Source organism: Methylobacterium nonmethylotrophicum, assembly GCF_004745635.1.
GTDB classification, from domain to species: domain Bacteria; phylum Pseudomonadota; class Alphaproteobacteria; order Rhizobiales; family Beijerinckiaceae; genus Methylobacterium; species Methylobacterium nonmethylotrophicum.
The window spans coordinates 155,643-170,482 of sequence record NZ_SRLB01000002.1 but is presented as its reverse complement, the minus strand read 5'-3'; the positions used below and the strand labels follow the sequence as shown (position 1 = coordinate 170,482).

12 protein-coding genes are annotated in these 14,840 nt (G+C 75.6%); all 12 read right to left on the bottom strand.

All coding sequences use genetic code 11. The features are described 5' to 3' along the window. Nucleotides 1-8: 8 nt before the first annotated feature. A complete protein-coding gene (locus EU555_RS03500) occupies nt 9-950 on the bottom strand; it encodes a hypothetical protein (RefSeq protein WP_135413064.1) in 942 nt (313 codons plus the stop codon). Nucleotides 951-1,003: 53 nt separating this feature from the next. After that, nucleotides 1,004-1,843, bottom strand: coding sequence for an OmpA family protein (locus EU555_RS03495; RefSeq protein ID WP_245524123.1), 840 nt, complete (start codon nt 1,841-1,843; stop codon nt 1,004-1,006). 106 nt (nt 1,844-1,949) lie between these two features. Beyond that, the gene (locus tag EU555_RS03490) at nt 1,950-2,801 is read right to left on the bottom strand and encodes a trypsin-like serine peptidase (protein ID WP_245524122.1); all 852 of its coding nucleotides are present in this window, start codon (nt 2,799-2,801) and stop codon (nt 1,950-1,952) included. 231 nt (nt 2,802-3,032) lie between these two features. Further along, nucleotides 3,033-4,181: a hypothetical protein gene (locus EU555_RS03485; protein WP_135413062.1), complete on the bottom strand. Its 1,149-nt coding sequence runs from the start codon at nt 4,179-4,181 to the stop codon at nt 3,033-3,035. Between the two features lie 442 nt (nt 4,182-4,623). Then, nucleotides 4,624-5,142, bottom strand: a complete 519-nt coding sequence (locus EU555_RS03480; RefSeq protein ID WP_135413061.1) for a hypothetical protein — start codon at nt 5,140-5,142, stop codon at nt 4,624-4,626. After that, nucleotides 5,139-6,545, bottom strand: a complete 1,407-nt coding sequence (locus tag EU555_RS03475; protein ID WP_135413060.1) for a hypothetical protein — start codon at nt 6,543-6,545, stop codon at nt 5,139-5,141. Before EU555_RS03475 ends, EU555_RS03480 begins: the two co-directional genes overlap by 4 nt. 80 nt (nt 6,546-6,625) lie before the next feature. Then, entirely contained in the window at nt 6,626-7,978 is a 1,353-nt protein-coding gene (locus EU555_RS03470; RefSeq protein WP_135413059.1) for a hypothetical protein, read from the bottom strand. Beyond that, a complete protein-coding gene (locus EU555_RS03465; protein ID WP_135413058.1) occupies nt 7,975-10,065 on the bottom strand; it encodes a caspase family protein in 2,091 nt (696 codons plus the stop codon). Before EU555_RS03465 ends, EU555_RS03470 begins: the two co-directional genes overlap by 4 nt. Before the next feature lie 208 nt (nt 10,066-10,273). After that, entirely contained in the window at nt 10,274-10,546 is a 273-nt protein-coding gene (locus EU555_RS03460; protein WP_245524121.1) for a hypothetical protein, read from the bottom strand. A 310-nt stretch (nt 10,547-10,856) separates the two neighbouring features. Beyond that, complete coding sequence (locus EU555_RS03455; RefSeq protein WP_135413057.1) at nt 10,857-11,657, bottom strand: helix-turn-helix domain-containing protein; 801 nt, start codon at nt 11,655-11,657, stop codon at nt 10,857-10,859. 90 nt (nt 11,658-11,747) lie between these two features. After that, entirely contained in the window at nt 11,748-12,320 is a 573-nt protein-coding gene (locus EU555_RS03450; RefSeq protein WP_135413056.1) for a class GN sortase, read from the bottom strand. Beyond that, nucleotides 12,317-14,503, bottom strand: a complete 2,187-nt coding sequence (locus EU555_RS03445) for a marine proteobacterial sortase target protein (RefSeq protein WP_245524120.1) — start codon at nt 14,501-14,503, stop codon at nt 12,317-12,319. The genes EU555_RS03450 and EU555_RS03445 overlap by 4 nt, the downstream gene beginning before the upstream one ends. Between the last annotated feature and the right edge of the window lie 337 nt (nt 14,504-14,840).

Below are 14,840 nucleotides of genomic sequence, written 5' to 3'. Positions count from 1 at the left end.
CCGGGAGGTCAGCGCGTGGCGACGCGGCTCAGCACGAAGGTGTTGCCGGAGAACTGGACCTGGCCCGGCGCGCTCATGTGCTCGAGCATCAGCCGCAGGTTGCGCCCGAGCCGGCCGGAATCGGCGCGGGTCTCGTACCAGTACTCGGCGGCGGAAGCCCCCGTCCGGACCGGGCGGTGGTGCTCGTAGCAACGGAACGCCGCCATGTACTCCTCGACCGCCTGGACCTCCTGGGCCGAGAAGCCGTTCAGCCGCACCACGTAGGCGGTGGGGAAGCCGCCGCAGGCCTCCCCGCCGGGCGCCGCGGCGCCCGAGGCCGCCCCTGCGCCGGCCGCCGTCGCGCCGGGCTCGCGGCGCGGCGCCATCACGCCGTCGAGCTTCGCCGTCAGCGCCGCCGCGACGTCGCCGGCGATCGTCCTCGCCTCGGCCCCGACCCGCTCGAGCAGGCATTCGCGGTCGCACCCCTGCGGCAGCGGCGGCAGCTGCACGCCCGTCACCTCGAACGACCCGAGGGACTGGCCGGTGCGTACGTTGAGGAGCCGGCCCGGGATGCGCACCTCGGGCCGCACGATGTCCGAATAGGCCGATTTGGAGGCCGAGGCGTAGATCTGGAACACCGCCACGACGTCGAGGGGCGGGTTCTGCACCGCGCGGGCGACCTCGATCAGCTCGGCGTCGCGCCGGCGCACCCGGTTGGGTTGGGTAAAGCCCATCGCCACCGCGGTCTCGTCGTAGACGTTGTAGCCGCGCAGGTTCATCGTCTCGGACAGCTCGGCGATCACCCGCTGGAAGATGCGGTTGCCGCGCGGCACCGAATCCTCGTCGGCATCCTCGCCCATCACCACGATGGTGGGCTTCGGCTGGGCGAGCGCCGGGCCCGCGAGGAGCGCGAGGCCGAGCGAGACGACGGCGAGGGCGGCGCCGCGCGCGGCGGCACGAAGGGGCAGCATCGTGTTCTCCTTGCTGGGAGTCTCGGGGGCGTTGTCCCGGGCCGGGGCCCGGTTCACTCGGCGCAGGGGCGCAGGCTCGGCGCCGCCGCGAAGTCGTCGAGGTCGAGGGCGACGCGCAGGCGCGGATCGGCCAGCGGTTCGCCGAGGGCGTCGTCGCAGGCCGCCTCGGCCGCCGGCGCGAGGAAGCGGAGCGCGCCCTGGCGGGCGGGGGCGATGAGGCTGACCTCGACCCGGCGGTTGACCCGCGACAGGGGCGCGGCCGGGTCCCTCGGGCGGCTCGGGCCCCAGCCGTGCACGCGCAAGCGGTCCGGGTCGATGCCGTAGGCCTCGACGAGGTGGGCCCGCACCGCCCGGGCGCGGGCCAGCGACAGGCGCCGGTTATGGGCGGGCGCTCCTGCCGCATCGGTGTGGCCGGCGATGAGGAAGCCGTGGCCGGCAAGGGCGCGGGAGGCGAGGGCCTGGCCGAGCGGCGCGAGCTGGATGCGCGCCTCCGGCGTGAGGCGGGCGCTGTCATAGGCGAAGAAGACCGTGAGATCGACCGAGCGGGCCGGATCGATGCGGAGCGCCGGCCCGCCATCGTCGGGGGACAGCGCCCGGGCCGGGGCGCCCGGATGACCGTCCGCGAAGGGGGCGAGCGAGCGGATGATCGCGGTGGCGGAGGGGCTGCGGATGTCGGCCTCCGCCGGGCCGGCCTCGTCCGGCCGCTCTCCGGCACCCGGCACGGCGGTCAGCGGGTTCGCGCGCGCCGCGCCCGTGAGGGCGACCACGAGGCCGACCGCCACGGCGAGGCAGGAGCGGCCGAGACGTCGCCGCGCCGTGCGCCGGATGGCGGCTGATGGCGTGACGGCTGGCCGCGCGGGCGCGCCGTCGATCCGCATGGATCGGCTCTCCATGGGTCCGCTCTCCTCTCTCGCGGGCCTTGCTTCGGCCCCCACACCCCGTGCCTGGACAGGCCAGAGCGGCTTTCGCCGCGCCGGCAGGAGATTTTCTTCGATGCGGTCAGCGCCCGCGCAGGATCGCGTTCATCCGGGCCGGATCGAGGGGGCCGCCGGGCGCGGGCGCCGCGGGTCCGGATGGCGACGCGGCCGGTGGCGGCGCCGGGTCCGCCGCCGCCGTAGCGGCGGGCGGGCGGCCCTGGCGCGCGGCGATCTCGGACAGCACGCGGCTGCGGCCGAGGATCGCCGAGAGGCGCGTCGCGCTGTTGAAGCTCGACGGATCCTTCGGGTCGAGGCCGCCCTCCTTGTGCAGGGCGACGCCGGCCACCGAGGCGTCGAACATCAGCGAGCCGGAGGAGCCGCCGAGCGTGTCGCAGCGATGGCGCAGGTCCGGCCCCTCGCCCTGCTCCTTGAGGGCGAAGCAGCGGAACCGGCTCATCACCTTCGGCCGCCCGAGGGGGTGGTGGATGACGAGCATCGAGCGGTTGCCCGGCACCGCCTCGCCGGAGAGCCGGGCCGCGCCGTAGGTGGCGGTCGGGCTGCCGGCGGCGCGGGCGAGCGCGTAGTCGAGGCGCGCGTCGAACTCGACCGGCTTGGGGTCGATCTCGAACCGCCGCGCGCCCTGCCCGTCGAGGGTCAGGTAATCCATCAGGATCGAGGCCTTGACCGGTGTCAGGTCGCCCGATTGCGGCAGGCAATGGTGGTTGGTGAGCACGTAGTCGCCGGGCAGGAGCGCGCCGGTGCAGGAGGCGCCGACCATCTGGCCGGTGCGGGCGTTCCTCAGGACGATGTCGACCCGGCCGATCGGGCGGGCGAGAGCGGCGAGGCCGTCCCGCGGGTCGAGCTCGGCGATGGGCTCGAACGCGCCCTTGTTGCGGTCGATGACGGCAGCCGCGTCGCCGGTGGTCTGACGCAACGGCAGCTGCGCGCGACCGTAATCGGCCGGGTCGAAGCCGACGCTCTGGGCGCGCGCAGCGTCAGCGGCCCCGAGTCCCAGGATCAGGCAAGATATTCGCCAGGTCCCCCCTGTGGTCGAGCGGCGTGTCCGGTGGCTTATGGCCATCGCTGTCCTCCTCTCGGCGGCGGCGTTATGCCGTCTGCTGCGTCGCAAGTCAAAGAAAGTCGTTTCCGGTCCGGACCAAGTCCTTCAGGGGGTGAGGGCGTGGGTGAGCCGCTCGCCGGCAGGGGATGCATCCGCCTCCGGCTTGGCGGGGTCCGGAATGGCCTGGACCGCGTAGACGAGGTGTCGCCGGCCGTTCTCGCGCAGGAAGTAGGCCTCGGCGCCGTCGGGCAGCCGCGTCGGCGGCAGGGCGGCTCCGGTCAGTTCGGGACCGACCGCGATGCGGGGGCCCGGCGAGGCGGGGCGGATGGCAACGCCGCACAGGTCCGGGGCGAGGCGGCTTGCCCGCAGCCGGCCCTGCGCCTCACGCGGCACCAGGCGCCGCACGGGCGCCTCGGCCCCGAAGGCGACCCGCCGGCAGGACGAGCCGGCCGGGGCGATCAGTTCCTCGACCACGACGGCGCTCGCCGGGGCGGGCGCGACGGCCGGACGGGGCTCGACCGACGCGGTGCCCGCGTCGTCGACGGCCGGCCGCTCCGCCTCCGGGCGTGGGCGGAGCGCCGCGGCTCCCCCGGCGAGGATCGACGCGGCGGCGAGCACGGCGAGGCCAGCGAGCATGCGGGGGTGCCGTCGGGCCGTCGGGACGGCGGGAGGCACCGGCCGCAGCAGCGTCGCGAGCGCGCCCGGCACGTCCGCGCCCGGCAGCAGGACCGGCGGGCGCGCCCGCCCGAGGGCGCCGAAGGCCCGCTCGGCCTCTTCCGTCTCCGGTCCCTCCGGCAGCAGCACCGCGAGGTCCGCCCGCTCCGCCGTCGCCAGGAGGTCGCGGGAGCGCGCGACCTTGTCGAGGAGCGCGTAATCGCCCGGCAGCACCGCGAGGTCGAGGTCGACCGCGCCGGTCGCCCACAGGACGAGGTCGGCCGCCTCGGGCTCGGTCGTGAGCGCGTACCCGCGCGCCACGAGGCCGTGGGCGAGGCAGACCGGCACCTCCCACGAGCGCCCGGCATCGAAGGAGCCGGAGAGGCGCAATTCGTAAGGTCCCGCGTCGACATCCGCGAGGCGCGACAGCGGCCCGCCGGCGGCGGCGAGCCGCGCGTAATCGCCCGACCAGGGCAGGGGCCGATAATCGCCCGCCGCGAAGGCGGCGGAGGCCGGCAGCCCGGGGCGGGATCTCAGGCTGCGCAGCACCACCGGCCCGCCGGTCGTCGGCACCACGACCAGGACCGAGGTCGGGGTCATGCGGCGTCCGGGCGGTGCATGCCAGGAACAGCCCCGCCACGCGACGTGGCGGAATACCGTCCCCTGCATGGATCACCACATCCCCACATTGCCGGATGACGCGCGGGGGATGAAGCCAGCGCAGGCTCAGCCGGAGCGGGGGTGAGGGGGTGTCCAGGGATGTGGCTCTTCCGGCACCACCCCCTCACCCTCGCGGCGAACCTGCGGTTCGCCGCTCCTTTCGTCCCCCACGAGGGGAACGAGAGCCGCTGCCCGCCCGCCCGGAGAGGAGGAAACCGCGCCTCGTCTTTCCCCATACGGATCTGCCTCTTGCGGGGACTGGCGATCGGCACGGCAGGACGTGAAACCACCTGGACAGGCGGAGGATCCTTCGATCCATGGAAGACGCCGCACGAGCCGGTTCGCGCGCGATCAACCACCGGCGAAGGCCAGACACCCCTCATCACAGCAGGAACACCGCGCAAGCCGGCTCCCGCAGCATCGCGCCCAGCCGCGCCGCCTCCGGCACCGCCGGGTCCAAGGCGACGAGGATCGCGTCGTCGAGCGCCGGCGGGAGCGCCAGCCGCACGGTCTCGTCGCCGAGACTCGCCTCGATCGACCGTGGCGCCCGCGCCCCGACGCCGCGCAGGACCAGGAGCGGCGGCGCGTCCTCGGTCGCCGGCAGGATCTCCAGGGTGAAGGCGCCGACGCGCCGCGCCGTGACCTGGCCGTCGGAGGCCGCGACCGCATGGGGGGCGTGCGCGATCGCCTGCCCGGCGAGCAGCGCGCGGTAGCGCCGCGCCGTCTCGGGATCGTCGCGGATCGCCCGCATCATCGCGAGGTCGACCGGCGCGCCCGGCGCGCGGGTGGCGTGGGCCCAGAGCGCTCCGACGCCCGGACGCCGGACGGCGTCGCGCGTGCCCGCCCGCATCAGGGTGCGGGCCGCGTGGATTTCCGCGAGCAGGCGGGCCTCGTCGCTCACGCGGTCGCTTCCGCCGCGTAGGCCTGCGCGAAGGTCTGGGCGAAGACCTGCCGGTCCGCCGCGAAGGCTGCCTCCAGCGGCCGGTGCCGGGCGAGGCCGGCGATCGCGCGGGCGAGCCGGCCGGTCTCCTCGGCGAGACGGAGCAGCGCGGCATCCGCCGCGGCGAAGCCCGCCGCGAGCCGGTCGGGATCGTCGAAGCCGGCACGCCGCACCCGCCGGATGTCGGCGAGCGCCGCCGCGAGGGCGCGGCCTACCTCCGGGGACAGGCCCTCGGCCTCAGCCGGCACCCGCAGGGCGGCGGCGATCCGCAGCATCCGGTCGAGATGGGCGCTCAGGGCCGCCGCCCGCTCGGCGAGCGCCGGGTAGGGCTCGGCCTCGGCGCAGGCGCTGCGCTCGGCGATGCCCGCGCCGCCGCCGCCGCGGCGCAGCCGGTTGGCGAGGCCGGATTGCACCCGCCCGAAGCTCGCGGCCCGCAGCGTCGTGAGCGGGCGGGTGCGGTGGAACGGCTCGAGACGGAAGAACTCGGCGAGCTCGTCGCGCTCCGCGCCGGTGAGGATCTTGGGCCCGTCCGGCAGGCCGGCGAGCAGGTCCGCCAGGGGTTCGGCCGGCTCGGCCGCCGCGAGGTCCGCCAGCGAGGCGTCGAGGCGATCCTCCCAGCCGTCCTGCGCGTCGAGGGAGGCCGGGGCGGCGAGTTCCAGAAGGCCGCCGAGCAGCGCGGACGCGACCTCGAAGGTCACGAAATGCTCGGCCACCGTGCGGAAGCCCGGCCGGTCGTCGTGGCGCATCTGCCCGCGCCAGAAATCGAGGATGTCGTCGTCCGTGAAGGTGCGGCGCCCGCCCAGGAAGGCGAGGATCGCCCGGAAGCGCCGCTCCAGCGGCGCCAGCGGCAGGTGCGCCTGACGGTAGGCGCCGAGATGGCGCGCCAGCCGCCGGCTCAAGGCGGCGGCGCCCTCCCGGTCGGGCGAGGCGGCGAGAGCGTCGAGCCAGCCGGTGACGGTGGCGAACTGCGCCAGCTCCTCCGCCGTCAGCACGAACTCGGCGAGCGCCAGGAGCCGTGCGAGGCCGGACCAAGTCGTGCGCCAGCTCCGCTCCCCGTCCGGCAGGACGAGGCCGCGGGCATCGACGGCGCCACCCGAGCCGGAGAAGCTGGCTTCGAGCCGGTCGGCCCGCGCCAGTCCCGGATCGAGGGCGAGGGTGACGAGGTCGCGCCCGTCGCGGGCGCCGGTGAGCGCCGCCAGGGCGGCCAGCGCGTGGGCGAGGTCCCAGAGCGGCTTGTCGCGGTTCGGCCGCACCGCGCCGGCGACGACCCGGGCGAGCCAGGCGCGGTCCTCGCGGGAGAGGCCGCGGCCCTCGGCCACCGCGGCGAGATCGGCCGCGCAACGCTCGTCGTACCCGCCGGTCATGCGCCTGCCTTGGTCCCGCGCTCGTCCGTCATCGGTCGATACCCCTGTCCTGCAGGCCCGTCATCCCCGGACCGTCGGCGTCATCGCACCACGATCCTGGCCGTCGCCTCGGTCACGCCCGGCACCGCCCGGATCCTCTCCACGAGGTCGAGCACCTCGGGCGGCCGCAGCAGCCGCGCCTCGCCCTCGGTGCCGGGCGCGGCGGAAAGCCAGCGCTCGGAGAGGTCCGGCGGCAGGCCGCCGGCGACGCCGAAGCAGGCAAACAGGTTCTCGAAGGCGGCGCCGGCCACGACCTCCTCGAGCCCGTAACCCCCGGGGTAGCGTCGCACGTCGCCGGGAGCGAGCGGCTGCAGCGAGGCGGGGTTGCCGCGCACCGGCAGCGCCACGAAGGCGGTCTCGTCCGGGGCGACCACCCAGCAATACAGGCTCTGGCGCGCCTTCGCGTCGATGCGCAGCTCGATCCGCTGGCCGGGGGCGAACGGCGTGGCGGTGGCGGCGACGGCGAGGCGGCCGCCATCGGTACGCGCCGTCGCCGCCAGGTGGTCGAGGAAGGGGCGGGGTGTCGGGTCGCAGCCCAGGCCCTCGATGCCGATGCGCCGCCGCCCGGTCGGCGCCAGCACCGCGCCGTCGCGCTGGAACTCCACCTCCATCCAGGAGCGGCGCTCGCGGTCGGTGAGGAAGCGGCCCCGCGCCGTGACCGGTCCGGTGCAGGCCGTGCCGGGCGGGCGGCGGCGCACCTCGAACCGCGCGCCCTTGAGGATGCGGTTGGCGGACCGCGCCTCCGCGTCGAGGGCGATCAGCAGACGGTCGGTCAGCACCCCGGCGCAGGTCGAGTGCCCGCCCTCGGCCTCGAACGGGCAGACCTCGACCGCGGACACGGCCGGCGCCGCCTGCCCGAAGGCCTTGACCGCCCGCTCCATCTCGGCATCGACGTCGGCGACGCCGGCGCCGACGCGGATCGGCACCGTCACGGGCTCGCTCGTCGCCTTGCAGGAGGCAGCACGGGTGATCGCCTGGAGCCGGAACGCCGCGGTCTCGCCGGCGCGGCGCGGCTCGACCAGGAAGACGCTGGCGTCGCCCGAGAAGGCCGCCCGGATCTGCGCCTCGGCTTCCGGTCCGGACAGACCGGTCGTGCCCTCGCGCAGGGCCTTGACCCGCACCACGTCGGCGGCCGCGGCGAGCCGCACCCGGCCGGTTCCCTGCAGCCGGCTCTCGACCGCGAGGCGCACCTCCTCGGCCTGCTCGCGCGACCATGCGGTCTGACCGGGCTCGGGCCCGATCACCGCGAGCGACAAGTCGGCCCGCCCGGCGCAGGCCGCGACCGCGTCGAGGAAGGGCGCGAGGGCGTCGGTGCCGGGATCGGCGCGGGCAGGCCGAGGGACGGGGAGCGCCGCGACGAGCCCGGCGAGCGATGCGGCGAGGAGGCGTCTCATTCCGCCTCGTTCGCCTTGGCGTATTGGTCGAGGGCACGCACGAAGACCGGGTTGAAGCGCCCGTCGAGCGCCCCCGGATAGTAGTCCGCCTGCTTGATCGCGCGCTGCACGGTGCGGATCGTCTCGGGCTTGAGCTTCTGGGCCGCGGTGTCGGTGGCCGAGACCGAGGCCGCGCCGAGCTCGCCGCGCTTGAGCGCCTGCAGCACCATGTCGGCGGCGCTCACCCCCGGGAAGTAGCGGGAGAAGCCGTTGTCGATCAGGGTCGCCATGGTCGCCATCGCGACGGGGTCGCCCCTCTCGGCCGCCTTGCGGAAGAGGTCGAAGCCCTGGCGCAGGTCCTTCGGGAAGCCGTAGGCCCCGGTGGCGTAGTGCGGCACCAGCTTGCTGATCGAGGGCACGTCGCCGCCCTCCGCGGCGCGTTTATAGAGCTCCGCCGCCTCGGCCTCGTTCTTCGGGATGCCGTTGCCGTATTCGAGCATGCGCGCGGCGTTGGCGAGGGCCACCACGTTGCCGGCCTCGCCGGCCTGGCGGTAGAGGCGGAAAGCCTCGGCTTGCGAGCGCTTCACGCCCTGGCCGTTCTCGTAGAGCGTGGCGAGGTTGTTCATCGCCGCCACGCTGCCGGCCTTGGCGGCCCTGTCGTAGGCCGCGAAGGCGTCCCTCGACCGGTCGGCCCGGTCGTAGGCGCGGCCGAGCTGGTAGGCGAGGCGGCGCAGGGACGGATAGGCGGCCGACGCCCCGCGGCAGGCCTCGATCGCGGTCCCGGCCTCGATCCGCCCGAACTTCACCCCCGCGACCCCCTTGGGCCGGTCGGGATCGTCGCTGCCGGCGGCGAGCGCGTCGCACGCTCTCACCCGCGGGTCGCCGTTCGGGTCCGAGCCGCCGAGATAGCCCTCCGCCAGGCTTCGGTAGGCGCAAGGCCCGGTGCAGGAATCGAGATAGGCCTGGTACTGCCGCGCCGCGCCGAACTTCGCCCAGTTCTCCTGGTCGATCGCCGCCGCGTCGCGCTGCCGGCCGGCGAGCAGCCGGTCCATCGCCCGGGGACGGTAGGCGCAGACCTCGCCGCAGGTGCCGATATAGGCCTCGAACGCCTCCCGCGTCCCGAGCCCTTCCGCCCGCCGCCACGCCGCCTCGTCGCGCAGGGCCGCGACGCCCCTCGCCACCGCCGCGACGGGCAGCGAGGCCTTGAGCACGATCGGCGCGTCGTCGATCTCCGGCACCTGCTCGCGGCCGGAGGCGCGGCGGGCCGCCTCCTCGACCTCGCGCCGCAGGTAGCGCTTCAGTTCCGCCCAGGCGACCTGCCCGTCGCCGTCCCCCTGCTGCTCCCTGGCGTCGGCGAGGCCCGAGACGCCCATCAGGAAGCGGCTGGTGAGGAGGCCGAGGCGGTTCACCTCGTCCCAGTTCGCCGGTGTCGCGCCCGAGGTCGCCACGACGCGCACGATCCCGCTCTCGGCCTTCGGCCGGGACGGGGCGAAGCCGGGAGCCGAGACCGCGAGCAGGCTCTCCCCTTTTCGCCCGGTCTCGCCGGTGAAGCAGGCATCGACCATCACCACGAGCTGGCGCTCGGGCCCGATCTTGCGCTTCACGAGGTCGAGGTTGCGGTAGAGCGTCTCGAGGGCGTAGCCGCTCTCGCCCTGGTTGGGGTTGCCGTCCTCCGGCAGCAGGAAAGGCTGGCGGCTGGCGAGGTCCGGCACGCCGTGCCCCGAGTAGTAGACGAAGACGTTCGAGCGCCCCTCGCGCACGCTGCGCCACAGGCGGCCGGATTGCGGGTTCTTCTCGGTGCCGAAGACCTGGTTGAACTCGTTGAGCGTCGCGTCCTTGAGGACGAAGACGTTGGCGTCGCGGTAGCCGAGCCGCTCCACCAGGTAGGCGCGCATCGCCTCGGCGTCGTTGTGGGCGTAATCGACCGGCACCGTCTGCTTGTAGCGGCCGTTGCCGATCACCACGGCGACCGAGTCGCCGTTGTCGGAGAAGGCCGGCGCCTCGGGCGCGGCCCGGGCCGCGCCGCAACAGAGGATCGCGGCGGCCTGTACCAGGAGCGCGAGCCCGACGCGGGCGGCGCGGCCCCGCAACGTCATGCCTGTCGTCATGCGCGGTCTCCCTTCCCCGAGGCGGGGGAGCGCCCCCCGATGACCGGTCGATCCGGTCCGAGCGGCCGGAGCCTGGACACGAAAACCGGCCGTTGCATGGCGTAGCGATTTTCTACCCGGCGATGAGCGCCAAGTTGAGACCTAGGAGGGCGAGGCTGAGGAGGGCGAGGCGGAGCGGCGAGAGGCGGGAGATCATCCGGCGCTCCCTTCAGCGCAGGGTGAGGCCGCGGCCGCACCGGCGCACCCGCCGCGGCTCGATGACGCCGGTGAGGCGGTTGAACACCTCGATCGTGCGGTAGAGGCAGTAGTGCCCGGAATCCCGGCCGTCGTAATAGATGCCGCCGGTGTCGAGATCGATGCCGATGAATTCCTGGTCGCCGCGGCGCTCGTTGCCGCCGTCCTGCTGCGCGAGGGCCGGGGCCGTGCCGCAGAGCAGGCCGAGAAGGGTGAGGAGCGAGATCGGTCGCGAATTCATTGCCATGGCGCATCTCCGGTCGGGCGCTGTCCGCCCTCGCCGGGGCCCTGGGACGACCAGACCGGTTTTTGCGGGATCGGGAATGGCTGGTCGTGCGATGGCCGGCGTTTTTCTCGGTCGCGTGCCGGCGGCGTGCGGAGCGGGCCATCCGCGGCGCCTCCCGCTCGGCGACGGGACGAAAGGCGCACGAGACCTCGCCATTCGTCACCCTGGCTGCCCGACCGGCCCCCGTCTCAGGCGTGGCGGCGCCAGGCCGAAGGGCGGCCGGCCGTCGCCGTGACGGAGGCGACGTGATCGGGGAGGGCGGTCGTCACCCTCACGCCCCCGGGAGCGCGCCGGGCGGCAGGCAGCCGGGAAAGACCGCGAAGCCGTCCCGCACCCGGTCGAGGATCGCCCGGTAGGCCGGCTCGCAGGGCGCACCGGCGGTGACGCGTCCGTAGCACGCGCCGTCCGGGGCGCTGCGTTCCGGCACCAGGGCGAGGGGCGTGGCGGCGGGCGTGAGCTGCGCGCCTCGTCCTGACACCAGCGTCGTCAGGATGCCGAACAGCTCGCCCTGGATGGTCGGAAGGCCGAGCATGGCGAGCCGGTACTGCCCCTGGAACTCGGTGACGAGGTAGATGTGGCCCGACTGGTTCGGCACCGAGACGGTCCCGGTCTGGGCGAAGGGCGCGTCCAGCCGCTCGGCCTCGCGGAAGACCAGCCGGGCGCTCTCGACGTCCCAGGCGATCTCGGTCCGGTAGGCGAAGATCGCCCCGGGCTGCCCGAAGGACGGCCGGAGCGTGAGGAAGCGCCCTTCGAGGAAGGCCACCGCCGCGCGGGTGTAGGAGCCGAAGGCCGCAGGCGCCTGGCGGGGCGCCGCCTCCCGGCGCGGCGGCGGCTGCCGGAGCGGCAGCCCCAGCGCCTCCTCGAGACGGATCGTCGTGGCCAGCGTGAACGGCCGGCGGCCCGACAGGGCCTTCTCGAGCGTCGAGATGCTGATGCGCGCGGCATCCGCCAGCGCCTGGCGCGACATGCGGCGCCGGGCGAGCGCCTCGCGCACCGCGTCGGCGACCGCCCGGCTCTGCCCCTCGGGCAGGTCGGCCTCGTCGGGCTCGGGCGCGGTTTCGAAGGGCGGCATCCTGCGGGTCCCAAGGGGACCCGTGCGGGTCCCGGTCGGACCCGTGCGGGCCCGGACGGATCCGCACGAAACCGCACAGCTCACCGGGCGTCAAGGCTCGGCCGTGGGCGGCGCCTCGGCGACCGCCTCCACCAGCAGGCGCTCGGGCCCCGGAGCGAGGGCGTCGAGGGGCCAGCAGGTGGCGAGGACGAGGTGCCGCCCCGGCGCATCCGGATCGAGCCCGGACCGGTCCCAGCGCACGACCCGGGATCCGGTGACGCGGAAGCGCACGAGCCGCCCGTCCCGGCGCCGCACCTCCACGGGGTCGCCGGGGCGGAGCCGGCCGAGGCTGCGGAACTGGGTGTCGCGGTGGGCCGCAAAGACCGCCGTTCCGGGCTCCCCCGCCTCCCGCGTGCCCTCGACCTGGCCCGGCCCGAAGGCCAGTGCCTGCCCGCTCGCGCCCGAGAGGACCAGGTACGCCTCCCCGAGGCTCGGGAAGGCGATGCGGGCGACCGGCACGGTGTCGGCCCAGGGCCAGGGGCGGACGGGGCCGCCCTCCGCGAGGGTGCGGGCGAAGGCGCGGGCGAGGAGCGCCTGCGCCAGGGCGGCCTTGGCGGGAACCCACGCCCCCTGCGCCGCGAGGCCGAGGCCGCAGGCGGCCAGGAGGGCGGGGAGCGCCCTCACGGCGCCACCCGGCGACTGGCGGCCCGCATGAGCAGGGCGAGGCCGATCAGCGCCGCCCCGATGAGCAGCCGAAGCTCCGAATCCGTGCCGGTCTGCGGCAGGGCGATAGTGCCGGTCGTGGCCGGGATCAGCTCGGCCCGGCGTCCGGGCTCTGCCGGACGTCCGGGCTCGGCCGGACGCCCGGGCGCAGCCCGGCCTGGGACGTGCGGGAGATCCTGGCCGAACACCGCCTCGAAGTCCCAGCCGGCCGGCAGGTTGAGGGGCAGGTCGGTCCGCGCGAGGCGGGCGGCCTTGGGCCGGCGCGGCGTGGCGTCGACGGCGACGAGGGAGGTCAGGCGCGTCGTCAGCCCGTGGTCGAGGGCGAGCCGCAGGATCGCGGCGTCGGCGGCCTCGGGGGTCATCCGCCCGGTGATCCGCGCGGTCTCGGCCTCGCCGATCCGGGCCCGGGCCCAGACCTTGCCGATGCCGGCGCCGTCCTGTGCCTCGTCGAGGCGCAGCACCGTGCGCCAGGGCGCGCCGCCGATCCGGCCGGTGAGGGTCAGGGTCCCCTTGGCCTCCCGCATCCGCGCCGCGATCGTCACCGGCTCGCCGCGGTAGAGGTCCGGGAGCAGCGACGGGGTCGCCTCGGCCTCCTCCGAGAAGGTCGCGGCGAGATCCGTGACGACCGGGCTCTCGAGCTTGACCAGGAGCTCGCGCATGCGGTCGGCGACCTCGCCGACCGTGCTGATCTGCGTGAAGGTGCCGCGGCCGAGTTCGGCGGCGTGGCGCATCAGGTGGCCGTTCGGGGCCGAGCCGATCCCGACCATGAACAGCCGCGTGCGCCCACGCGCCTCCGCGATGGCCGAGAAGATCCGCGCCTCGTCGCCGATCGCGCCGTCGGTCAGGAACACGACCTGGCGCACCCGCCCGATCTCCTCGGGGCGGGCGTCCCTCAGGGCCGCCTGGAGCGGGGCCAGCATCTCGGTGCCGCCGCGCGCCTCGAGCCCGGCGACGAAGCGCCGGGCCGCGTCGAGATGCGTCGCGTCCGCCGCCACGAGGTCGGGGAAGACGGTCTCCATCGTGTCGTCGAAGCGGATCACGTTGAAGCGGTCGCCCGGGCGCAGCCGGTCGAGGCCGACGAGGAGGCTCGCCTTGGCCTGGCGGATCGAGGTGCCGCCCATCGAGCCGGAATTGTCGATGACGAAGATCACGTCCCGGGGCATCGGGGCGGCGGGGAGCGCCGTCGCGGGCGGGGTCACGACGGCGAGCACGGCCTCCGCGCCTGCGACCCGCTCGCGAAACAGGCCGACCCCGGGGCTCGCCCCGGGAGCGGGCGTCCAGGTCAGCTCGAAATCCCGGTCGGCCGCCGTGGCGCCGTCGCGCAGGCCGATGCGGCGCTCACGATCGGACGGGGCCTCGACGGTGATCGCGTGGGTGGCGCTCGCGACCGAGCCGAGGGCGAACCCGGCCTTGAGGTCGACCGAGAGCGTCAGCGGGTTGACCGGTCCGTGGCGGGCCGGATCGAGCACGGGTGCCGCGATCGCGTGGCGGTCGGGCACGGGGTCGGGTGCCTCGCGGCCCTCCGCGGCCTGCTGCACCGCCGGCGGGGCCGGGCTGTAGCGCGGGGCCGCGACGGTCGGCAGGCGCAGGGAGTAGGTGTCGCCGGAGCGCCGCACGCTCTGCTGGTACTGGATCTGGACCAGCACGGTCTCGCCCGGGGCGATGTTGGCGACCGCGTTGGTGAACAGGTTGGGCCGCTGCTGCTCGGTCAGGGCGGCGGCCTTGCCCTCGGCCCGGGCGGCCTCGTAGTCGCGCCGCGCCGCCTGCCGCTCGCGGATGTCGGCGACGATCACCCGGTCGCCGACCACGAGCCGCATCGCATCGACGGCGGCGTCCTCCGGCAGGGGGAACAGGTAGGTGCCCTCGACCCACTCCGCGGTGGTGTTGCGGAAGGCCTGGGTGATCGTCGCCCGGGCGGTCGGCCCGCTCACCGCGATGGCGGCGTCGGCGGCCAGTCGCGGCGCCGCGACCGGCGCGGCCCCCCCGTGGCGCAGGAGAAGGGTGCCGCCGCCCGCCTCGGCCGCGGCGGCGCCCGCCGGCTGGGCCCGGGCCGGCGGCCCGCCGAAGGCCGCCAGTAGGGCCGCGACGAGCGGGCCGATGAGGAGGTTGCGGGGCAGCGGTTCGGCGATGGCGCGTCGGGTCACGGGAAGCCTCCGGAAGGTCTGCACCGGCAGGGGCCGGTCGATCGAAGGCTCGCGCGGGCCGGGACGCGCCGCCACGGGACGCTTCGCCAACCTTCCGGCCGCGCCCGGACCGGCCTGTCCGCAGGACGGCCGAACGCGGCGCGGGCGCGGCGGTGCGGTGCGGAACGGTGCGGGTCCGTCAGCCGCCGGATGGCGGTCCGGGACACGGGGAGGCGGCGCAGGCCGCCGCCTCTCGCGCACGGGCCGGCGTCGGCACGCACCGCGTTGGCGGGCGCGCGGGACCGCCCCGGCTCCGGGGTCGCGCCCTGTGAGAAGGCGACGGCGAAGCCGGCGCGGG